This window comes from Microbulbifer mixtoriginis (SeqCode), from assembly GCF_052466695.1.
This window is the reverse complement of the sequence record NZ_CP174285.1, coordinates 1,528,821-1,552,131: the sequence shown is the minus strand read 5'-3', so window position 1 is coordinate 1,552,131 and position 23,311 is coordinate 1,528,821. Positions and strand designations below refer to the sequence as shown.

12 protein-coding genes and 1 riboswitch are annotated in these 23,311 nt (G+C 49.2%); of the genes, 8 read left to right on the top strand and 4 right to left on the bottom strand.

The annotated features are described in order from the left end of the window. Position 1: 1 nt before the first annotated feature. Positions 2-118, bottom strand: a riboswitch (TPP riboswitch). A 618-nt stretch (positions 119-736) separates the two neighbouring features. Then, entirely contained in the window at positions 737-1,537 is an 801-nt protein-coding gene (locus ACJJI0_RS06730; protein ID WP_444885237.1) for a nucleotidyltransferase domain-containing protein, read from the top strand. Between the two features lie 647 nt (positions 1,538-2,184). After that, positions 2,185-2,691, top strand: coding sequence for an IQM protein middle domain-containing protein (locus ACJJI0_RS06725; RefSeq protein ID WP_444885236.1), 507 nt, complete (start codon positions 2,185-2,187; stop codon positions 2,689-2,691). Positions 2,692-2,881: 190 nt separating this feature from the next. Here ACJJI0_RS06725 and ACJJI0_RS06720 read toward each other — a convergent pair whose 3' ends face one another. Together ACJJI0_RS06720 and ACJJI0_RS06715 are read right to left on the bottom strand one after the other, a co-directional pair. After that, positions 2,882-3,430, bottom strand: coding sequence for a DUF934 domain-containing protein (locus ACJJI0_RS06720; protein ID WP_444885235.1), 549 nt, complete (start codon positions 3,428-3,430; stop codon positions 2,882-2,884). Next, on the bottom strand, positions 3,414-5,075 hold the full coding sequence (locus tag ACJJI0_RS06715; RefSeq protein ID WP_444885234.1) for a nitrite/sulfite reductase: 1,662 nt from the start codon (positions 5,073-5,075) through the stop codon (positions 3,414-3,416). The genes ACJJI0_RS06720 and ACJJI0_RS06715 overlap by 17 nt, the downstream gene beginning before the upstream one ends. A 2,407-nt stretch (positions 5,076-7,482) precedes the next feature. Between ACJJI0_RS06715 and ACJJI0_RS06710 the strand changes: the two genes are divergently transcribed. The 6 genes from ACJJI0_RS06710 to ACJJI0_RS06685 all read left to right on the top strand — a co-directional run bounded on the left by ACJJI0_RS06710 (position 7,483) and on the right by ACJJI0_RS06685 (position 18,450). Continuing rightward, the gene (locus ACJJI0_RS06710) at positions 7,483-15,639 is read left to right on the top strand and encodes an RHS repeat-associated core domain-containing protein (RefSeq protein WP_444885233.1); all 8,157 of its coding nucleotides are present in this window, start codon (positions 7,483-7,485) and stop codon (positions 15,637-15,639) included. Next, entirely contained in the window at positions 15,623-16,078 is a 456-nt protein-coding gene (locus tag ACJJI0_RS06705) for a hypothetical protein (RefSeq protein WP_444885232.1), read from the top strand. The genes ACJJI0_RS06710 and ACJJI0_RS06705 overlap by 17 nt, the downstream gene beginning before the upstream one ends. A 223-nt stretch (positions 16,079-16,301) precedes the next feature. After that, positions 16,302-16,427 (top strand): hypothetical protein, encoded by a 126-nt coding sequence (locus tag ACJJI0_RS06700; RefSeq protein ID WP_444885231.1) that lies wholly within the window; start codon positions 16,302-16,304, stop codon positions 16,425-16,427. A 179-nt stretch (positions 16,428-16,606) separates the two neighbouring features. Further along, a complete protein-coding gene (locus ACJJI0_RS06695; RefSeq protein ID WP_444885230.1) occupies positions 16,607-16,966 on the top strand; it encodes a TonB family protein in 360 nt (119 codons plus the stop codon). A gap of 549 nt (positions 16,967-17,515) precedes the next feature. Further along, complete coding sequence (locus ACJJI0_RS06690) at positions 17,516-17,725, top strand: hypothetical protein (protein ID WP_444885229.1); 210 nt, start codon at positions 17,516-17,518, stop codon at positions 17,723-17,725. Between the two features lie 224 nt (positions 17,726-17,949). Further along, positions 17,950-18,450: a hypothetical protein gene (locus ACJJI0_RS06685; protein WP_444885228.1), complete on the top strand. Its 501-nt coding sequence runs from the start codon at positions 17,950-17,952 to the stop codon at positions 18,448-18,450. 768 nt (positions 18,451-19,218) lie between these two features. Here the strand turns inward: ACJJI0_RS06685 and ACJJI0_RS06680 are convergent. Then, positions 19,219-19,440 (bottom strand): DUF2970 domain-containing protein, encoded by a 222-nt coding sequence (locus ACJJI0_RS06680; protein WP_252085595.1) that lies wholly within the window; start codon positions 19,438-19,440, stop codon positions 19,219-19,221. 10 nt (positions 19,441-19,450) lie between these two features. After that, the gene (metH, locus tag ACJJI0_RS06675; RefSeq protein ID WP_444885227.1) at positions 19,451-23,146 is read right to left on the bottom strand and encodes a methionine synthase; all 3,696 of its coding nucleotides are present in this window, start codon (positions 23,144-23,146) and stop codon (positions 19,451-19,453) included. Positions 23,147-23,311 lie beyond the last annotated feature (165 nt).

Below are 23,311 nucleotides of genomic sequence, written 5' to 3'. Positions count from 1 at the left end.
CTTTGGCACGCCTACCTATTCCTACGCCGGTATTAACCGGATCAGGTTCAAGGGTTTGCTTAAGGTGATCTTCTTGATCCCTTTGCATCTCAGGCCTTGGCCACCCCTTAGGTTTTTGCGGGCGCGATGATAGCAGATGTTTCGCCTTTTATGGGCAGGAAGGCGTTTTTGATTGAGATTAGGCCGCCTGGCTATGGGGGGCAGAAGTATTGGTATTGAAGGATATCCAATATAATTTTAGTTTTCGGTTGCCAGGCTATGGCTAGATTTAGGTGTTGGAGTAACAGTGAAAAATTGTCCCGATTGTAATGAGAAGCCTATCTCTCTGATTGGCTGGTGTAGTGGTCTCAACTCGATAAAATGTGTCTGTAAAAGCTGCGGTTTGAATTTGTCAGCAAATTTTGTCACTTGGCTTGTAATGTTTGTCATTGTTGTAATGATGGGTGCAGTTGCTTATACCGCATTAGTTCACTTTGATGTGCATTTTAAGCAGGACCGCTGATTACTGATTGGTTTGATCTCTATCCCAGTGCTTATCGGATAGTTGCTGGGGTATTTGGTTGGTGGCTACAAGGTGCAGAAAAGGGGCGGTAAGTAGAGTAGGGTATATGCAAGTATTCATCGTGTGGTGACTTCCTACGTTGAAGGGGCTAATAGTGGCATTTCAAAGGCAGTGTCACTCTCTTGAATAGTAACTTTTGTCCATTGCCCATGGTAGATTGGTAGAGAGAAATTGATGGAATTGGTAGTACAAGAAAAGTTAAAAGCACTTGAAGCTGAGAAAGGTATAGAAATTTTATATGCCTGTGAGTCTGGTAGTCGGGCGTGGGGCTTTGAGTCGCCGGATAGTGATTGGGATGTACGTTTTATTTACAAGCGAGATCTTAACCACTATTTGACACTTGGGACTCCAAGAGATGTCGTAGAAGTGCCTTTCGATAAGACCTTGGGGGATGAGCTTGACCTTGTTGGCTGGGATATCAATAAAACCCTGGGACTGTTAAGGGGCAGCAATCCGACATTAATCGAGTGGCTGTTTTCACCAAAAGTGTATTTCAAACGGCAAGAGGTTTTGGATGAACTTCGGAGCCTGGCACTCAAGTGTTGGCAGCCGCGGGCCTTAGCGCATCACTATATCAGCATGGGGTTTAACTGTTATACAAAATTTGTGCAAGAAAAGGACGCAGGGGTTAAGGAAATTAAGGTTAAAAAGCTGTTATATGTAATACGCTCAATTCTGAATGTACTTTATATAAAAAGATTTCTGTCAATCCCTCCAGTCAACTTTATGCAAATGTGCGAAGAATTACTAGAGGATGATCAAGAGGAATGGCTATTCAAGCTGATACTCAATTTGATTGAGCAGAAAAAAGGGTTGGATGAAGGCAGTTTTGTGATTCTGGATGCTCAACTTGATGATTGGATTAATGCCAAGCTGGATCGCGGAGTGGCTAACTCAATTGAAGAACGACCTAAATTAGATTTGCAAAGTTTTGATAAGGTTTTTCATTGGGTGCTTGGTGTAAATCTTAAGTGATATTTCTTTAAAGTTTGGGGCCTGGCTGATTCAGCTTGGATAGTGGGTATTTTATTCTCGGCTTTTCAGTTCTATTTTTTTCGAGCTTAAGTTAGTTCATTTTCCAAAAAATCAACAAAGACTTTTGTTTTGGTTGGCATAGCTCTACCGCTTGGAATTAGGGCGCTTACCGGTGGTCCTGGCGCTACTTTTTCAGGGGACAGTTGAACAATTTCACCATTCCGGATGGATGTAAATGGTTTGGTTAAGCATCCTGTAGTTTTCTCAGTAGATATTGCTTGTATTGTAAATGCAACTCAAGCATCAAGTTTTCTTCTTTCTATTTCATGGGAGGCCAGCTTTTATCATGACTCTCTTTTAAATAATGGTTTAAAAATTTCTGGCTGCCATTACATGGTCTTACAGGTGAAGGGTAATTTCCACATTGAGACATTTTAAAACTCATAGTGTTCATTAGTTGTTCATGCTGCTTTCCATATTCTTTCAGTGAACTTTAGGGAGATCCCCTGTTTCAACTTTATTCACCGGATGGAAGGAAGCATCTTATGACTGAGGCAGAGAAAAGACAGAGAGCAAGAAGTCGCTGGAGACATTTGCGTTCTACATTGAAAACGCTGGGGCTTTTAGGTCGCTCAAGGGGGGCAAAAATGGTAGCCACTCCTTATTGGCCGGAAGTTCATCATCCCAACCACCAGGCGACCCATGGCCGTAATGGCAATGTCCGCTATCTCTCCGACCGGGATAGGCAGAAACATCTGGCCACATTTACAGGAAACATGCTGGTTATTCCTCCGCAAAGAAGGTTTGAGCTGGGTATCCTGCAAAACACTGCGGGCAACATAATTTATGTTGTGGATTCACAGCGTAATTTCTATGTCGGAAGAAAAAATTTAGGTCATTTCCATCATTCCTCATTTCTGGCTGGTGGGTCGGTGTTGGGGGCGGGGACCATTGTGCTGGGTGCTGGTTATCAAATACTTGAGGTCAATAACCACAGTGGCCACTACAGGCCAGGTGCCCGGGAATTGAAGCGGGTGGCGCTTGCTATTAGTACGCTCGGTGGGGATTTGAATCAGATACCATTTCGTGTATCGGGGGCTGGGCCCGATGTTGTTTATGGTAATGGGTTGGCACTTCTCGACGCGGCGATCTAGTTGGTTTGGTTGGTGCTTAATAGGAGGGAAGCTGGAAAGGGCTTGGGTCGACCTCGGTTTTCTGTATATGAGATTTGTGAGGGGGTTCAGGCAAGGTATTTAATTGGGGAAATAGAAGAGGACAATGCCGGGGTAGAAGCAGTGTGCCCTTGCCAATGTGGACAGGGGCACACTCAGTCGAGTATCGACCTTAGAAGCGTCTGCGGAACATTGGCAGAGGTTGATCTACACCGGACTGATAGCTGTCCCCAAAATCCTGTAGGGATTCTTTCAGGCTGGTGAGGGATTGGTTGCCTTCAAAGGCGTAGGCGTTAAAGCCACAGCGCTGCAGGTAAGTGAGCTGGTCGCGCATAAAGCCACCCACCGCACGCAGCTCCCCTTTAAAGCCAAAGCGCTCGCGCAGCATACGGCCGGCGGTAAAGCCACGGCCATCGGCAAATGCCGGGAAGTTAACTGCGATCAACGGAAAATTATTCGCCTCGTTGCCGATAAGCTCAGCACCTTCGTCGCTGTCTATCCAGACCCCTACTTCTGCACTGCGTTCTGCCAGGGCCTCCCGATGGGCTAACCACTGGCGCAGCGGTAGGATCAGCTTGCCGGAGGGCAGGGTATTTGGATCAATGGTTCCCTCTTCCTCCAGTTGCGGTAGTAGCTGCCAATCATTGGCGCTGACCTCACCATTGAGAATTAGCTCGGAGGGGTTGCCCGGCTGTGGGCCCAGCTTAACTGGCTTTGGCATAGACTCTCTCCTTGAAGGGCTGCAGGCCGATGCGGTTATAGGTGTCGATAAAGGGCTCTTCTGTCTGGCGCTGTTCGATGTAGAGATCGAGGATCTTGCCGATCACCCCGGTAACTTCTGCACGAGAGAAGCTGGGGCCCAGTACCTTGGCCAGACTGGCTTCGTTGGAAGCACTGCCGCCTAGTTGTATCTGGTAGAACTCCTCGCCTTTCTTGTCCACACCGAGGATGCCGATATGGCCCACATGGTGGTGACCACAGGCATTCATACAGCCGGAAATGTTCAGATTCAGATCGCCCAGGTCGTAGAGGTAATCCATATCGTCGAATTGGCGCTGAATGGCTTCGGCGACTGGGATCGACTTGGCGTTGGCCAGGGAGCAGTAGTCGCCGCCGGGACAGCAAATCATATCGGTGAGAGTGCCAATATTGGGTGTGGCGAAGCCGTGTTTGCGCGCCTGTTGCCACAGTTCGTACAGTTGGCCCTGTTCCACATCGGCCAATACCACGTTTTGGTCGTGGGTGGCACGGGCTTCGCCGAAACTGTAAGCATCGGCCAGATCGGCGATGGCCTCAAGCTGGCGGTCGGTGACATCACCAGGGGGCACACCCGTTGGCTTGGTGGAGAGCTTGATAGCACGGTAACCCGGTACTCGGTGAGGGTAAGTATTGCGCTCCAGCCAGCGCGCAAAAGCCTTGTCGCTATCAGCCTGCTGCTGCAGGGCTGCCTCGCTGGCTGTACCATCAAAGCTCTTGTAGTCAGGCTCGGTAAAGAAGGACTTGGCCCACTGCAGAGCTTCTGGGGTCAATTTCTCTACCCCGTCTTTAATGTGCTGCCACTCTTCTTCCACGCGGCGGCCAAATTCTTCGGGGCCTAGGGCTTTCACCAGAATCTTGATGCGCGCCTTGTATTTGTTATCACGACGGCCCAGCTGGTTGTATACCCGTACAATCGCCTCCAGATAGGAGAGCAGATCTTCCTCCGGCAGGAAATCGCGGATGGTTTCGGCGATAACCGGCGTGCGGCCCTGACCGCCGCCGACAAGCACCTGGAAGCCAATCTCTTCGCCGCGCTTCACAATCTGCACACCGATATCGTGTACACGAATCGCAGCGCGGTCCTGCTCGGAACCGCTAACCGCGATTTTGAACTTGCGCGGCAGGAAGGCGAATTCCGGGTGGAAGGTGGACCATTGGCGGATTAGCTCGCAGTAGGGGCGGGGGTCGGCAATCTCGTCGAGAGCGATGCCCGCATAGGGGTCAGAAGTCGTGTTGCGGATACAGTTACCGCTGGTCTGTACAGCGTGCATCTCCACTTCAGCCAATTCGGCCAGAATAGCTGGGACATCTTCCAGCTGGGGCCAGTTGTACTGCAGGTTCTGGCGCGTGGTGAAGTGAGCGTACCCTTTATCGTAGTCTCGGCTGACGCGGGCGAGACGGCGCAGCTGGCTGCTATTGAGCAGGCCGTAGGGCACGGCGATGCGCAACATGGGGGCCAGTCGCTGAATATAGAGGCCATTTTGCAGGCGCAGTGGCAGGAATTGTTCCTCACTCAACTCGCCGGCGAGGTAACGTTCCGTCTGGCCGCGGAACTGGGCAACGCGATCATTGATGATGGCGCGATCCCGGTCGTCGTATCGATACATAACAGCTTGATTCCATTGCCTTTGTGCGCGGATGGTGGAGAGAGGGGCAAGCCCCGGATGGTTCTCCGCTGGCGCCTAACATACCAGTACGCTTATGCAATAAATAACAATATTTTCCGCTATGTCTGTAACCAACAGTTATAAGACAGTACCGCTGGCTTAGGAGAACCGGCAATTAAGCGTTTTCTGTTCCCGTTGATCATATTTGATTGCGGTTGTACCTGTGGAGTATAGCGACAACGCTTTTCTGAGGGTTAGTCAGGGTAACTCGTGTGAAGCCAAGGAGCACCAATGGAGGGGGTTTCTGCGTTGTCCACCTTACGGACTTCGATAATGGTCATGAGCTGGTTATGGAGGTTGCTGGTTTAAGAATCTCTGGGGGAGATGCTCAGGTATGTCGGTTCTGGATTGCTGTAAGTCTGATTTTATTGGCCGGGTGGCTATAGCGGCTCTCGCAGGATTGCATTCCTAGGAGTCCCCTCGTGTATTCTCTGCGAAAGTAACGCATCCTCAATAGCAATAAGGGAATTGATATGAAGTAGATTGTGGGCACACCTTTGTCTCTTATCAGAGCTTTCGGTACACACGATGCTTTTAGCGATGTGCGCCAAAATGAGGTGCTGCATGAGTGTAGTGCAAGAGATTCTTACAAGATGGCCTACCGATTATGATCGCTCACTATACCTGTGGCCCAATTAATGCCCCAAATTCTGTTGATATTTTCAAAGCATAGTAATCAATATTTAGTGAAGGCTTCAGGGGTAAGGGGTGTGGACTTCAACCTAGCCGGCATTGAGGCTCCTCCCGGTATCTGGCCGGAAAGGGAGGGCTGTGAATAGCCCAGTAGAACTCCATCGGCCTGGTTTCCCGATTTCGTCGCTCCCTTTATTATCTCCAATGCTTCATTCTTGAAATCTCGTTTGCGTTATCGGTACCTTCGTTTTGATTATTGTATCCATTAATTTTTTAGGAGGGGTAGGGCTGTTACGGATAGTCGTTTTGTAAATCTAGCTTGAAAAGTTTGAAATATTTGGCTTTCGACAGTTTTTCTTGTTGAGCTTTCTTCACATTTTTTCGATTCTTTCATTTCATGAAGTCCCAAAAAATTTTTAACAGGTTGGACTATAAAAAATTGCTTATAAATGTTGGTCCGCTAATCCAGGTGAGTTGTATGCAAGGCTGAAGCGGGTGGGGGTGATCGGTACTCTCTATTGAGTGCATTTTTCGGCTGCAGCCCTAGAAGATATGGAGAAGAAAGGTCAAATGCTTGATGGGCTATCTTCGGGAGGTTTTAAGGTGTATTACATTCGGGATTATACGGTTTTCAAGATATCGTAGGGGGTGGCCAAGCTCCAGTAAAAATGTAAATGCAACTTGTGGGTGTATGAATACCCTGACAACTTGTAGTAATGCCGTCACCGGGCAAATCTAACAACCTTAATACCAGCCTGACAATTGGATAAATTCATACATTTTTTATAACTTTTATCTCTTTTTTTTGTAGTGATTTAAGTTAAGCTAGCCACAATTTCGTGTGTTTCATTTTTAGTCTTTTTGTGGGGTTGATGTGTCCAAGGATTGGAAGTTATTTTTTGCTGTATTTTTCTTCTACTTGTTTTCTTTGTTGACGACCTCGCTGGCTTATGCTGGGATCTCTGGGCCTTCATCCAGTTCTACAGGAAAGGTTGTTATCTCGTACACAGATATTTCACGAGCATCAGAAGCCGAATTTAGAGTATACAGGGATGGGGCTTATGATGGCACTTATTCAACAAGTCCCCGCGGAGGTACAAAAACATTCACCCTTTCAAGTGGTAAGTACACGATTAAACTCTACGGGGGTAGAGCCTGCTTACAGCCTGGGCGCAATGGTGAATGTTTTGAACCCGGTGATATGATTTTTCGCGGCTCTCATAATGTTAATGTCAATATTGTGAAGCCTGGCGTTGTTTCCTTACCGGCTACTAATACCTCAGGAAGTTTCACTGTTAGCTGGAAGTCACCAACAACAAAACCAAGTCGATATATCTTGTGGGAGCGCAAGGATGGGGGTTCTTGGAGCAGTCCCTACCATGGGAGCTCAAATTCGAAGGCGCTGACTGGGCGCACAACAGGAAAATATGAGTATCGGGTTCAAGCGTGTTTTAGCGGTTGTAGTTATTATACTTATTCCAGCGCGATCACAGTTGTAAGAACACCTGCGTCTATTAGCACTCCTTCATCTAGCACTAACGGAAGTGTAAAAATCTCCTGGCAAGCAGTTTCCGGTGCCGCTAAATATGTTTTACAGGAACAGAAAAATGGCGGCTCGTGGAGCGGAATTTACACTGGTACGCTCACTAGTAAAACCTTTAGTGGGCGTGGAACAGGCACCTACAGGTATCGAGTAGCAGCCGTTGAGGGCAGCTTGACAGGCTCGTTTAAAAGTTCTGGTGATGTCATTGTTTCCCGTGCACCAGCAGTACCGTCGAATTTTGTAGTGCCAGGTGCTAGCTCTAATGGAAACTATAGGGTTAGTTGGGGTGCCGTTTCAGGGGCAACAAAGTACTTATTGGAGCAGACAGGCAGTACTTCTGGAAGTTGGAGTCTTTCATCGACCAGTAAGACATTCACTTATAGTAAAAACAGTAGTTACTCTTACCGGGTAAAGGCTTGCAGTACTTATAAGAATGTCGATTCCTGTAGTGCTTGGACGAGTAAAAAAGACATTACTGTACGATTTTCTGAGCTAGTTGTTCAGTCTGTTTCTAAGACTGGTGTAGTTACTTTGCTATTTAACACTGACTGGCCAAAAGCGCAGCGGTGTACTTTAAGGCGAGGTTTTGCAGTTGTTAGCAATACAAACTATGGTCCAGGTGAGGTTTTTCGTGAAACGTTAAATGTCAGTGGTACTTACCACTATCAATACAATTGCGATGTTTGCTTGCAGGGGGCATTTCCTAACTGCTCTGAGCCTGATGAGGCAGGGTCTGCCTCGGTGTCAGCTACTGTAGTGATTGCACCCAACCAGACCACGCTCTCTATAGGGAGTTCACAATCTTATGATGGCACCGTAAGTCTGACTTCCAATAGCTCTGGCCCCATTGAGAAAGTGCATTGGCAGAAACGTAAAGCCGGTAGCAGCTGGCCTGCGGATAATAGTTACAGCACAGCAACTAGCAGTACCTTTTTTGTCACCAGCCTCGCCGATGGCAGCTGGGAGCTTCGTAGTAAAAACTGCAATTCTTCCGGCTGCAGTGCCAGCTGGAGCTCCCCTGTCGCTGTTACTGTCCGGAACCAACCGGTACCCACAGCCCCGGCGCTGGATGCCATAGGCAATAGTGTTACCGGTTCACTTAAACTGAACTGGAGTGATCGTTCCAGCCAGCAGGTTTACAAGTACAAACTTTACGAGAACGGTAAGTTCCTTAAAGAGCTCAAAACCAGCTCTGCCAAGCCCGCGCCTCTCACCGGTACCACGCTCAAGCGCGATGACGGCAGCTACAGCTACTACTTGATAGCTTGTAATTTGCGTACCTGTTCCGCGGCCGGCAGTGCCCAATCTGTCATCGTCGCCAAAACCCCAGGTGCGCCCAAATCTCCTAACCTATCGGCAAGTTTCTCGCGTTCCGGTGAGGTTGATCTCACTTGGGGGAGTGCCAGCGGTACGGTCGTGCGCTATGAAATTATTGCCGGTACCGCATCTTCTGCAGAGGGGCCGGTAAGTTGGGGTAAAGCCGCCCCAATTAAGCACACAGATCTCAAGCATTTGAGCAAAACGCTGTCGCTGGATAACGGCTTTTTTGCCTATCAGGTCCGTGCCTGCAACCAGGTATCGAGTTTCAGTAGCTGCTCAAATACGGTTGCCACAGATATTGTTCAGGTTGACCAAACTCCGCCACCGGTAACGGTGGAGGTGCCTCCCTATAAGGCCACAACACTGTCTACTACCGACCCTCGTGTGTTGGCTTCCGATCGTGTCGGCATATTGCCGGGGGAGTTCCGCGTGACTGAATCTGGCGCGGCGACTTATACCATTCCGCTCCAGGTGGGTCCTTCATCCGGTGGCAGTACACCGGCGCTCAGTGTGACATACAGCAGTTCCGGTAATAACGGCCCTCTAGGAGTTGGCTGGGGTATCAGTGGGCTGTCCGTTATCACTGCCTGTCGCAGAACGTTTGAAGAAGACGGTGCTAATGGCAGTGCCTTCGATCGGTTCTGTTTGGATGGCCAGCGTTTGAAGCTCGTGTCTGGTCAGTATGGCAGCCTCGGCAGTGAGTACCGTACAAGTGTGGATAGCTTCGTGCGTGTACGGTTGGTCTCGAGTGCCACTGGCAGTGGCCAAGGCTTTGAAGTGTACCGTAAGGATGGCTCTGTCTCTTATTACGGTATGAACGCAGATGCGCAGCAGGAGAAGACCTGGTATTTAAATACCCAAGAGGACAGTGTTGGTAACCGTATCGAATACAGCTACCTGAAAGACACCGCACTCGGTGAACACCTGATTGAAGCGGTCGATTACTCCGCGAATGGTCACTATACAGCGCTGAATCGGATTCAGTTCCACTACGATACAAATCGTAGCGATAAACGCTATGGCTACCTCTTCGGGCAGAAGACCGCAGCAACCCGCCGACTCACCGCCATTACTTCCAGTGCGGACTCGGTGGAATTACGCCGCTACAACTTCAGTTACCAGAAAAGCGCTACAGGACGTTTGCTCCTGGAAGAGGTTGAGGAGTGTGTCCAGGGTAACTGTCGCAGACCCACGATATTTACCTATGCCCAGTCCGCTGGGGCAGGCATGGTGAGCGCTGCAGCCAACCCCAATATCTTCCACTCAGGTTATGAGGGCGGTAAATATGGGGATATCAATGGCGACGGTCTCACAGACCTGGTGTTTATCCGTTACGACGGCAGTCATGGAAAACGGTATATTCGCGTTGCCTTGGGCACTGTCGGGGGTGAGTTGTCGCTGCAATCTGGACAGATGCGCATTCGCGCCAATGAGCGTAGGGAATGGCACCTGCTAGATTACAACAATGATGGCAAAGACGACCTACTACATGCGCCGATAGACGACACCGGCACTCACTGGGCCGTGAATTTATCCAATGGCAGCGGGTTTAGTAGCACCGATATCCCCACAGCAATTAGCTATCAAAAGGATCAGTTGGGCCAAATGCACGACTTTAATGCCGACGGCCTACCCGACTTTGTGCGCTTTACACGGGGCTTTTCCACCCACTCTAGCAGCCAGTCCCCTCAAATAATGATCCGGGAGTTGCAGCGCAGTAATAGTAGTGGAGCATTATCATTTGTGAGCAAAGATTCTACGCGATCTTTGTTCCTTCCTACCGTTACCCCGCCCGGGGGAATTGATGGTCTATACAATAAAAGCACCGCTATAAAACTCCGCGGTGAAGATATCGTTGCTGATTTTAATGGCGATGGTATTGCAGACCTGACCGCGATTATGTCAACGAACTGGGTATGCACAGAACTTCCTATAGATTGCTATAACGGCATTAGGTCAAGAACAGACTATCACTTTGTTGTGCTTATGTCGGATAGTGGAGGGCGGCATAGGAGTGTTTTCTCGAGCAGACTACCCGATGGGAACGAGGGTGACTCTGTGCAACATAGGGTGGGGGACCTCAATGGTGACGGTCTGCCTGATTTACTTTTCCGCTTAAATGCAAATATAGCCTGGGGTGCGCACTATTTTAACGGAGAAAAATTTGTCTCCGCAGGTTTCCTGCCTAAGCAAGTAGATGAAGATATCCAGTTGTATGACTGGGATATGGATGGCCTGGTGGACATTCTCTACCCCAATGCCAACGACAAAGAAAACAACGAATACCAGTATCTCTATGTACTGCCCAATCAATCCAATGGCTTTGGTAGTCCTATCGATACTGGCCTGTTGTTAGGCGCCGATGCGAATGATCACAGTCACTTGGTGATGGATGTGACCGGTGATGGTCGCCCTGAAATTGTTGAGAACTGCGCGAACCGCGATGAGCAGGAAAACCACTGTGATGATATGCGCACCCGCTCAGGCTTCTTTAGTGGTTCGGGCCTTACAGACAAGTATGTACGTGTGTTTAAGCCCAAGCATACTGATAAACCGGTGGATGTGCTTGAGTCTGTTGAGAATGGCTTCGGGGTAAAAACAGAAATCCGTTACGCGCGCCTGAATGATGACAGTGCGAATGTTTACACCCGTAAGAAGGGCTCCTTTAAGCTAAACTTCGGACGCGGCTCGCCGGTATTTGATTTGTACTCACCGATGTACGTGGTGAAAAAAGTAATCTCCGATGCACCGGCGGCTAATGACAGTAACAATACGGTCGAGGCCCATTACCACTACGCCGGCGCGCGTATGCAGAGTGGTGGGCGAGGTTTCCTCGGTTTTGAGTCGGTCACTACTTATGACCCGCAAAATGAGGTGAAGACCACTACCCACTACCGTCAGGATTATCCCTTCATCGGTATGCCCTCACAGACGGCCAAGGTGATTGAGTCCAATGCCAGTAATATCAAAACCCCGGCTACCTGTGAGGGTAGTGGGCTCACCCTGATCAGCTGCTCTATTAACACCTTGGAATCCATAGCACCGGTATCGGGCAAAACGGTAATGCTCTATATCAGTCAGGCAGAGGATAAATCCTACAGCCTGAGCGGGAGTTATCTGGGTAAGGTGGTAACAACCACCAACTACACCGCAGCCAATGATATTAAATATGGCAATGTCAGCTCGGTAACGGTGAAGCACTATGATGCTTCTAACAACTTAGTGCAGAGCAAAACCACAAGTAATACCTACGACAATGTGGTGAACAGTGATCGCTGGCACTTGGCGCGCTTGCGTGAGAGTAGTGTTACTACCCAGAGGTATGGAGCCCTGGCGGCACCGCAAATCCAGCGAACCGCGCATTTCGATTACGATAACCTGACTGGCCTATTAACCGATGAGTGGGTAGCTAAAGGTGGCGCACAAGAGTTACATACCCATTATGAACACGACCGCTTCGGCAATCGTATTACATCCACGGTAACCAATGCACAGGGCGAAAGCCGTACCGGTCGCACGGGTTTTGACGGCTATGGCCGCTACGCATTAAATCGGGTGAACGGACTTAAACAGACCGCCGAACAAGCTCTGGAGATGGACCCCTTCGGCCAGCCACAGCGCGTGCTGGATATCAGCGGTGTGGAAACGCATTACGCCTATTCCCCATTCGGCAATCGCTATTTTGAACACCACGAGACCGGCAGCCATGCTACTACCTTGAGCACACTCTGTGCTGATAGCGGCGGCTGCCCTACAATAGCCGGAGTGCCGTCTCACTTTAAAGTGACCACTAGCGGGATAGAGCAGGCCAAGAGCGTAACGTACCACGATCGCCTGGGCCGAGAGATTCGTAAACAAACTCAGGATTTTCTGGGTAATTCAGTGTTTGTCGATACCCAGTACGATGAGCAGTCTCGCGTTAAAAGGGTCTCCGAACCTTATAGCAGCGGCGGCTCTCCACGATGGACTACATACTCCTACGATATTTTTGGGCGCACCACCAACGTGGATGCTCCCAGTGGCCAGTGCGATAGTACGATTACCTTTAATGGTCTGACGGAAACTATTAAGAACTGTGCTCAGCATGCCAAGGTAACCCAGAAGAATGTCCTCGGTGAGTTGGTTCAGGTTACCGATAATATCGGCGGTAAACTGCAATACAGCTACTATGCCGATGGCAATCTCAAACAGGTGCGCACCCTAAACAGCGGCGGCGGTGAAACATCGGCAACTTTTGTTGAGTACGATAATCTCGGCCGCAAGACCCGTATGGTAGATCCGGATAAGGGCACCTGGACTTACGGTTACACAGGATTTGGTGAGCTGGCCTGGCAGAAGGACGCCAAGGGGCAGGGCACCGCCATGAGCTATGATGCCCTCGGCCGCATGGTAACTCGCGCCGACTACACCAGCTTCGACAGTAACAGCCAAACGGGCACCCTGCAGAACTTCAGCCGCTGGTACTATGACCAGGACCCCGGTTGTGATTCCAAATACCGTTTCGATGGAAAGCTGGTCGCTGTAGCCCAGGCACCTGTCGCTATTGCTGCAGGCTGCAATGCCAATATGGAGGATGTCAGCTACCTCAAGTTGCTGCACTACGATATCTACGGTCGTCTGGGCGAGACCACCACTGTGCTCGGCGTACTGGATGGCGAAGGGGACTTTTATGAAAAAGTTACCTACGACCAATACAGCCGCGTCAGCCGCAGCTTCGATGCCAGTAACCAGCAAGTAGGTAAGGATAATAAAGACTATTTGCGCGGTGTGGAAACGGTATACAACCCATTTGGTTTTAAAGTGGGTGTGCGTGATGTAACTGCCCCCGCAGATAGTGGTTATTATTACCGGGTTAAGCGCATGAACCTGCGCGGCCAGGTGGAAGAAGTATTGCTCGGCAATGGCCTCACCACCACCTATGCCTACGATCCACAACATCACCGCCTCACCAGTATCCTCACGGATATCAATCCCGGTGTTGGTCAAGTGCAGAATCTGCATTACGACTGGAATGCCATCGGCAACCTGCTCTCTAAAACCGACCTCAGTGGCGATGGTAGCTATCGCAAGGACCTGCAGGAACGTTTTGAGTACGACGGCCTCAACCGCCTGCGCTATGCGCGCCTCTATCAAGCAGGCAGTCAAGCTGCCACCCAGGAGGTTCGCTATGATGATGCCGGTAATATCACCTATAAAACCGGCATTGGTAGCTATGAGTACAATGGCCCACGCCCCCATGCGGTAACCAAAGCCGGTAATACCAGCTATCACTACGATAACAACGGCAACATGAGTAGCGACTCGGGCAGCCGTACGCTGGACTACACCGTCTTTGATAAACCCAGCCTAGCGACTAAAGGCAGCCACGATACACGCTTCACCTACGGCCCGGACCGCAGCCGTTACAAGCGCGTAGACGACAATGGCAAAGGCACTGTGACCACCCTGCAAATCGGCAGCGTTGAGAAAGTGATCGAGCGCAGCACCTCCGGTGCCACTATCAAGAGCTTCTATCGCCGCAATATCGCAGGCATTGCTATCGAGCGTGTCGAGCTGAATGCATCGGATGAAATCACCAGCACCAACACCCAGTATTTACACAAAGACCTCCAGGGTTCCCTGGATGTGATTACCGATAGCACCGGTCAGGTTGCCAAAGATACTGCAGGCAACAAGCTGGTTTACAGCTTTGATGCCTGGGGTAAACGCCGCAATGCCCTAAGCTGGGAGCAGATTGCCGGTGCGCCTGCGAATACAGTTAGCGCCCTCAGTGTGGGAGCCTTTAATCACCTGAGTAGCAACCGCGGTTATACCGGTCATGAAATGCTGGATGAGGTGGGCCTAATCCATATGAATGGACGGGTCTACGACCCAACCCTGGCCCGCTTTGTCTCCGCAGATCCAATGATTGATGGAATCACCTCGGTTCAGGGCTACAACCGCTACGCCTATGTGCACAATAATCCGCTGACTTATACGGATCCATCTGGGTATAGTTCTTGGAATAAGTGGAGAGATTCGGTAGTAAAACCGGTAGTTGCGGTAGTAATTGCCATTTATACCGGGGGGCAGGCTTTTGCCGCGCTGCAAGCTGGAAACAGTGCTGCAGCCGTGGGTTGGGCCGCTGCCGGCGGTGCTGCTGGTGGAGCAGTCCAAAGTGGTTCGGTTAAAGGGGCCTTTTTTGGTGCCTTCAGCGCAGTGGCATTTATGGGAATTGGTAATGCCTTCCAGGGAGCGGGCTGGGCAACTAAAGGCGTAGTTGGTAAAGGTATTATGGGTACCGGTTTAAATGGGTATGGTTATGCTGCAAAAGTCTTCGCCCACTCGGTAGCCGGTGGTCTGTTGTCTGAAGCCCAGGGAGGAAAGTTTAAGCATGGCTTTGCTGCAGCGGGAGTTACCCAGGCCTTTGCAGGAGGAATCGACTCAATAGATGCAGGCAATACTGGTTTTAGTGTGGCGAGGGTGATCGCAGCCGCGATCGTTGGTGGCACAGCCTCTGTGGTATCAGGTGGTAAGTTTGCCAATGGGGCTATAACTGCTGCTTTTTCTAGGGCTTTAAATGATGAGGTTCATAGCCCTACAAAAAAGAAAATTGGCCATGCGGGAAGAATTGCTCGACGCTTTGAAAAACGTATGCAAAAGATGCTCGCAAATGGTCATGCGGGAGTTGGGCATGAGTTATCTTATAAGGAAGCTCGCTGGTGGTGGAGAAATGCAGGAGGTAAAACATTGATTGTTGATGGTAGAGAGTTATCAACGGTTGATATAGGTGGTGAATTTGTTGTTCCTTGGCCGTTAGATGATTTAAAAGTTCATGGGCATGTTACAACAAACCCGCAAAATGGAAGGATTTATGATGGTATGTATGATTTTGATGTTAAGCCAAATCCTAATGGGCAGATAAAAATGTATATAAGAAACCTGTTAAATGAGATTGCGATAGATCAACATGGCCAAGGAACTCCTTTTGAAATTGAGTATAGATATGAAGATGAATATTTCTATTAGATTTTATTTGATGATAACTCTGACCATTTTTATGTTGGGGTGTTCAAGAAATGAGCTGGGAAGTGGTTATCAATATATTGCAAGTAGAGTAGACGATACTTATATCGTTAGCGGCAATGAAATTATTGTAGGGCCTACAATTGTAGATATTGTGTCTGATGGTAGAGTTGCTGTTGGTATTACATTGGGCGTTGAAAAGCTTGCGTGTGATGGTGGGTATAAAATAAAGCTCAATGATTCAGTGAATTATTTTATTTTGAATATGGAAGAGGGGAACTTTAGGGAGTTTAAAAATAAAGAAAGCTTTCTTCTGGAAGTTGAAAGCTTGGAGGGTGTCAATGCTGCTGAAATTGACTTTTCTAAGCCGGATGAAATTTTTGATAAATATAGTGAATACTATACACGGATAGATTATTCCGGTTGTCGTCCAGTAGATTGATAAAGATGTTTTTATAGATTTAGGTCTCCACTAGAGATCTTTCAAATAATTAGAAATAATTAGGGTTAGTGTGAATTTTTGACGTCAAGATGAATCATTCAATTTGGTTGAGCAGTTATTCAATAACCCCGCCAGAGTAATTTGCCTGGGTTTTGTTATTAGTGCATATCACCCTGACCGAATTCAGCGCCAGGTCTTGTACTTGAGGAATATCATAATACTTTTGAAAACTGACCTCAGTAGTGATGGTAGTTACCGCAAGGATCTAAAGGAAAGCTTTGAGTACGATGGCCTCAACCGCCTGCGCTACGCTCGCCTCTATCAGGCCGACAGTCAAGCTGCCATTTAAGAGGTTCGCTACGATGATGCCGGTAATATCACCTATAAAACGGGCGTTGGTAGCTGTGAGTACAGTGGGCCACGCCCCCATGCGGTAACCAAAGCCGGTAATACCAGTGGAGAACTAAGATTGTGTCACTATCGAAAACTAAATCAATTTTCTTGTGCTACCTCTTTCTAGCTTCTTGCATGTCACTAAATGTGATGCCTGTCAGCGAAAAGCCAAATATACAAATGCTGAATAGGGGAGTTGAGTGGAAGATTCGAAGAACTATTTCACCGAAAATGCTTTACCCTAAAACTGAGTTTGATAAAGGCCAAGAAGGTTGGGTGCTTGTTCGAGGAGATATAAGTAAGCAAGGAATTGCGAATAATCTTAATGTGGTAGATTTCAGCCCGAGCGCTGCATTTAATTCAGCTGCAATAAGATATCTAAGGCGCTCCCAGTTTGAACCTTATAAGCAGAAAGGTAAGGCCTCTATTCTTAAGGATTATTACTTTCTAATAATTTTTGAGTTAGGTGAAGAGCATCCTAGATATAAAGGATAGAGAGGAAAGCTAGATCTTTATTTTGTCCCTAGTGATAAAGAGGAGATTGAATTCCCTACGCTTAAATAATACTTTCTATCTAACGGAACCACTACTTAATAGCCTCGGCAAAGTACTTGTTGGGGCTCTGCTTTTAAGATATATCCCTCTTTTCGAACTCAGTAATAAGTTTTGAGTTTCATAATTTTGCCAAGAACCGATCTTTGTGGCGATCACAGCTATAGCTAGGACTTGCTAAAGAGCATTGAATAGAATGGCTTCAATTGCCTGTGCCAAGCATGCCTCTATCAGACTTGTATTCAAACTGTTACCCAAGAGATGCACTACTATGATACCGGCAATACCAGCTATCAGTGCGACAACAACTGAAACATAAGTAGTGACTTGGACAGCCGTAAGCGGTACACCGTCGTTGATAAACCCAGCCTAGTCACTTAGGGCAGCTACGATACGCGCTTCACCTACGGCCCGGACCGCAGCCGTTACAAGCGCGTGGACGACAATGGCAAAGGCACTGTGACCACCTTGTAGATCGGCAGTGTAGAGAAAGTGATTGAGCGTAGTACCTCCTGTGCAACTATCAAGAGTTTCTTTCGCCGTAATATCACAGGGATTGCTATCAAGTGTATCGAGCTGAATGCATCCGATGAAGCCGCCAGTAAACAGGATGAATGCAAAGATCTCCAAGGCTCTTTGAATCTCATCAGCGATAGTAATGGACTGGTAGACAAAGATACTGCTGGTAACAAACTAGTTTAAAGATTTGATGGCCCAAACGGGTACCAGAATACACTGATTAGGAAATTGAAAAGATTTAATTTCCGTGTTTATGAAGATGAACAGCTTCACTCTGTATAACAACTTCCTTATCTCCCATATTGAGATTGCTCATGTTTGTTTGAGAAAAGATTACACATAAGAAACAAAGCTGTGTAATTTGGATTGAAGCGAAAACTTAAATTAACTTCATAAAAGGAAATGTTATGTCATTACCAAAAGATATAGAGGAGATGGGAGCTGCCGTTCACCCTGTTGGTGATTTTGATTTGCACTATCAAAATCCAAAGCCCCATGAAAATGGTAGCCGTTCTATTTTGACGATGAATGTATCGGTATATCTTGAGCTCGGTTATCAGTCTAAGCATGATAAAATAGTGCATGGATATTGCAGTAAAAACGATATACAACAAAGAAATACTGATGGAAGCCAGATTTATTATAAGGATAACCCCAGTGCGGATACGGTGCTGAGTACCTTTTACAAGGCACGTGCAGAGACTGCTGCAGTGATAGCAAAAGATTACTTTGTTGATCAGTGGTTAAAAGGAAAGACACTTCAAGAAAATAAGAAGATGTTCCCCTCTGTGCAAAAAGATGAGCAAGACGATGGTTATCACTATGATGTTACATGTTACTACACTCCGGATACCACCTATGTAGTATTTCATTGTCATCCGCCGAAAGATATCAAAGTGAAGCTTTAGTTAGAGTTTAGGTGAATTACTGATTTAGGTAATGAAGCTTTATGATTAACCTTCCAGGTTAGATAATTTGGTCTTCAAGGGAACATTTGCTTCTCTTGGAGACTAAAACATAGTTTTTACTAAAAGAATTGCATAGTATTTTTCAGGGTTCTATTTGTCAGCAATGTTTATCTTTTGGTTATGCGCAGCATTGCCGATTTAGATAATTTTCGATTGAGTATGGAAATTGCCGGCGCGTTGGCGAATATAGTTAGCGCCCTCTGCGTGGGAGCCTGTAATCACCCAAATTGCAATCGTAGTAATATCGGTCATTAAATGCTGGATAAGATCGGCCCTGTCCCTATAAATGGACGGATCTAGGATCCAACCCCGGGCTACCTTGCAACTGCAGACTCAATTTGCTCTACTTGTTATGCCGCTGCCTGCGGCTCACCTACTTTGAATAACAATAATTTGTAATCGGAGAAATTCGATGAAGGAAGAAGTAGCTGTTACCCCGGAAGAAGACAATTTCGCAGATGCTATCGCCGCTGTAGCTCTGGTCGCTATCTTTGTTGCCACCTGTATTTTCTGGGTTGCTACCCGCTGACCCATTTGTTGTCCCGACCCGGAGCCAGGCCGTACCGGGTGCTTCTCCGTAAATTCCTCTTTATAACCCACAGCAATGGGGCTATCTGCTAGGGCTGAAATCTATTTATGCAGAAATTTGAGTGATCAAGCGGGCGAGCTGCCCGCTTTTGCTGAGAGAATTCTAGCTGGAAGAGAGCGTCAGCCCATATTGCCCAGCACGGTCTTTACGATCAGTATTAGGGTTAAGACAAACAAAATGGTGAAGACAATTCCGGCGACAACAAAGTGCATCATGCTGCCGCTTTGAAAGTCCTTCTCTCGGTTCTTGTTGCTCTGAACTCCTATGGCCCCTGCCAAAGTGCTTAGTACAATCTGGCCTAGTCCGGGCTTCCTTGCTCGTTTCTTATTATTTTCCTGCATGGGGGGATCCTCACTCTTCGAGATTTGGGCGCAGCCAGCGCTCCAGTTCCTGTTCACTAATTCCTTTGCGCTTGGCCAGGCTTTGCAGCTGGTCCCGACCGATTTTACCGACATTAAAGTATTTGGCCTGCGGGTGGGCGAAGTACCAGCCGCTGACTGCGGCCGCTGGCATCATGGCGAAATGCTCGGTCAGGCTGACCCCGGCATTTTCTTCGGCGTTCAATAAACTGAACAAAGTCGCCTTTTCTGAGTGGTCCGGGCAGGCGGGATAGCCGGGCGCCGGGCGGATACCCTGATAGGCTTCTTTGATTAGCTGCTCATTGCTCAACTCTTCATCTGCCGCATAGCCCCAGTATTCCTTGCGTACTTGGCGGTGCAGGGTTTCAGCAAAGGATTCTGCCAGTCGGTCCGCCAGGGCCTTCACCATAATTGCGTTATAGTCATCGTGCTTGGCTTCGTAGCTCTGTGCCAGTTCGTCGGCGCCGATGCCAGTGGTAACTGCGAAGCCGCCGACATAATCGATATAGCCGGAATCCAGAGGCGCGACAAAGTCTGCCAGTGAACGGCACAGACCATCGCCGCCCATCTTTTGTACCTGTTGGCGAATATGATGTAAACGCGCCAGTTCATCATTGCGCGCTTCATCTTTGTACACAATGATATCGTCGCCGACGCTATTGGCGGGCCACAAACCGAACACGGCGCGGGCGCGCAGCTGCTTTTTGGCAATCATCTCTTTCAGCAGGCGCTGAGCATTGTGGTAGAGATCGCTGGCAGCCTCGCCGACCACTTCATCCTTGAGGATAGCCGGATACTTGCCCGCCAGATCCCAGGATAAAAAGAAGGGTGTCCAATCAAGCGTATCGAGGAGGTTTTCCAGGGGAAAATCTTCGATAACGGTAATTCCCAATTTTTTGGGTTTTACGGGTTGGTAATTTTGCCAGTCGAATTCAGGGGCGTTATCGCGGGCTTCCGCATAGGTCAGCCGGGTGTCGTTGCGCTTTCTATTCGCGGTGCGGGTGCGCACCTTTTCATATTCCGCGCGGACCTTTTCAACAAAGGCGGGGCGCAGTTCATCGGAAATCAAGCTGCTGGCCACCCCCACAGCGCGCGAGGCATCGGCCACATACACCACCTGATTGCGATTGAATTGGGGATCAATCTTTACTGCGGTGTGGGCCTTGGAAGTGGTGGCACCGCCAATCAGCAGAGGAATATCGAACTTCTGGCGTTCCATTTCTGCGGCGACATGCACCATCTCATCAAGGGAGGGGGTGATTAAACCGGACAGGCCGATAATGTCACAATTCTTTTCCCGGGCGGTTTGCAGAATAGTTTCTGCGGCTACCATCACGCCGAGGTCGATTACCTCGTAATTGTTACAGGCCAGCACCACCCCGACGATATTCTTGCCGATATCGTGCACATCGCCTTTTACCGTGGCCATAAGGATACGGCCGTTGGGCCGGCTGTCCACGGTTTTTTCCGCTTCGATAAACGGTTGTAAATAGGCGACGGCCTGCTTCATCACCCGTGCCGATTTCACCACCTGGGGCAGGAACATCTTGCCCTCGCCAAACAGGTCGCCAACGATATTCATACCGTCCATCAGCGGACCTTCGATCACATCCAGGGGGCGGCTGCTATTGGCGCGGGCCTCTTCGGTGTCTGCCTCGATATAGTTGTTGATGCCTTTTACTAAGGAGTGCGCCAGACGTTCTTTGACCGGCAGCTCACGCCAGCTGAGGTCTTCCTTGCGCGCAGTGCCGCCGCCTTCACCCATATATTTGGGAGCGATATCCAACAGGGCTTCGGTGGCTTCGTCATTGCGATTGAGGATGACGTCTTCCACCTTTTCCCGCAGTTCTTCAGGCAGCTCGTCATAAACTGCCAGCTGACCGGCGTTGACGATACCCATATTCAGGCCGGCTTTGATGGCGTGGAATAGGAATACAGAGTGGATCGCTTCGCGCACTGGGTTGTTGCCGCGGAAGGAGAAAGAAACGTTGGAGACGCCCCCACTGATCTGAGCACCCGGCAGATTCTCACGAATCCAACGGCAGGCCTCAATAAAGTCCACCGCGTAGTTGTTGTGCTCCTCAATACCAGTGGCGACAGCGAAAATATTAGGATCGAAAATAATATCGGTGGGATCGAAACCAACTTCTTCTACCAATACCTCATAACTGCGCTTACAGATTTCGATTTTGCGCTCAAAGGTATCCGCCTGACCCTGCTCATCAAAGGCCATCACCACTACGGCGGCACCATAGCGCAGGCACAGTTGCGCCTTCTCAATAAACTCCTCTTTGCCTTCCTTGAGGCTGATGGAGTTCACGATGGGTTTACCTTGGATGCACTGCAACCCGGCCTCAATCACCTCCCATTTGGAGGAGTCCACCATAAAGGGCACCTTAGCGATGTCGGGCTCGGTGGCGGCCAGGTTGAGAAAACGGCGCATGGCGGCGTGTGCATCGAGCATCGCCTCATCCATATTGAAATCAATCACCTGCGCGCCATCTTCCACCTGTGCGGCGGCGACCTGCAGGGCGGTATCGTAATCCTCTTCCAGAATCAGTCGCTTGAAACGGGCGGAGCCGGTCACATTACAGCGCTCGCCCACATTGACGAAGAGGGCGCTTTCGTCGGCCACAAAAGGCTCCAAACCGGAAAGGCGTAAAGCCGGTTTGATCTCGGGCAACTGGCGTGGAGGGATATCGGATACCGCCTCTGCAATGGCGCGGATGTGTTCTGGCGTGGTGCCGCAGCAACCGCCGAGAATATTGATAAAACCACTGCGGGCAAATTCTGCCACGATCGCCGCGGTTTGCTCCGGGGTTTCGTCGTATTCGCCAAACTCATTGGGCAGGCCGGCATTGGGGTGCGCGGAAACATAAGTGGCACAGGCGCCAGATAAAGCCTCTACATAGGGGCGCAGTTCGGTGGCCCCTAGGGCACAGTTAAGGCCAACGGAGATGGGCTTGGCGTGTGCGATGGAGTAGTAAAACGCCTCGGTAGTCTGGCCGGAGAGGGTGCGGCCGGAGGCGTCAGTAATGGTGCCGGAGATCATAATTGGCAATTCGAAGCCCAGCTCCTCAAACAGCTTCTGCATGGCGTAAATGGCCGCCTTGGCATTGAGCGTGTCGAAGATGGTTTCAATCAGGATCAGGTCACTGCCGCCCTCGATCAGGGCGCGGCCGGCTTCCACATAATTGTGTACCAGCTCATTGAAAGTCACATTGCGCGCACCCGGGTCGTTGACATCCGGGGAAATACTGGCGGTACGTGAGGTAGGGCCAATCACTCCGGCCACCCAGCGGGGGCGCTCTGGGGTGGAGAGGGCATCCGCCGCGCGGCGGGCCACTTCTGCTGAGGTTCGATTCAGCTCTACTACAAGATGTTCCATGTCGTAATCAGACTGGGACAGCTCAGTCGCATTAAAAGTATTGGTCTCGATAATGTCGGCGCCAGCTTCCAGGTATTGCCGGTGGATCTGTTCGATCAGGTAGGGACGAGTAATGCTTAAAAGGTCGTTATTACCTTTCAGATCCTTATGGAAGTCAGCAAAGCGGGCGCCGCGGTAATCTTCTTCCTGTAATTTTTCCCGCTGAATCATGGTTCCCATAGCGCCGTCGAGAATCAGGATGCGCTGAGCGAGCGCGGCTTTGAGTTGCTCCAGGCGTTGATTACGGGAAAGCGCAGACATTGACCAATCCTTAATTGTCTATGGCGGGAAAGGCATCAATCTTAGCACACGGATACTTGTCAACAGGGGCTAAATTGATGGGCAAAAAATACCACGACACAATAACCGGTAAATTTTTACTAACGGCGTGCAATTTCTATCTATAGTTTGGCCTTCAGTAGACAT

Bases quoted from the DNA above. Each gene is read 5' to 3' on its own strand.
- ACJJI0_RS06705 (WP_444885232.1), top strand. From the start codon at position 15,623: ATGAATATTTCTATTAGATTTTATTTGATGATAACTCTGACCATTTTT.
- ACJJI0_RS06715 (WP_444885234.1), bottom strand. From the start codon at position 5,075: ATGTATCGATACGACGACCGGGATCGCGCCATCATCAATGATCGCGTT.
- ACJJI0_RS06720 (WP_444885235.1), bottom strand. From the start codon at position 3,430: ATGCCAAAGCCAGTTAAGCTGGGCCCACAGCCGGGCAACCCCTCCGAG.
- ACJJI0_RS06730 (WP_444885237.1), top strand. From the start codon at position 737: ATGGAATTGGTAGTACAAGAAAAGTTAAAAGCACTTGAAGCTGAGAAA.
- ACJJI0_RS06695 (WP_444885230.1), top strand. From the start codon at position 16,607: ATGTCACTAAATGTGATGCCTGTCAGCGAAAAGCCAAATATACAAATG.
- ACJJI0_RS06725 (WP_444885236.1), top strand. From the start codon at position 2,185: ATGGTAGCCACTCCTTATTGGCCGGAAGTTCATCATCCCAACCACCAG.
- ACJJI0_RS06680 (WP_252085595.1), bottom strand. From the start codon at position 19,440: ATGCAGGAAAATAATAAGAAACGAGCAAGGAAGCCCGGACTAGGCCAG.
- metH (WP_444885227.1), bottom strand. From the start codon at position 23,146: ATGTCTGCGCTTTCCCGTAATCAACGCCTGGAGCAACTCAAAGCCGCG.
- ACJJI0_RS06685 (WP_444885228.1), top strand. From the start codon at position 17,950: ATGTCATTACCAAAAGATATAGAGGAGATGGGAGCTGCCGTTCACCCT.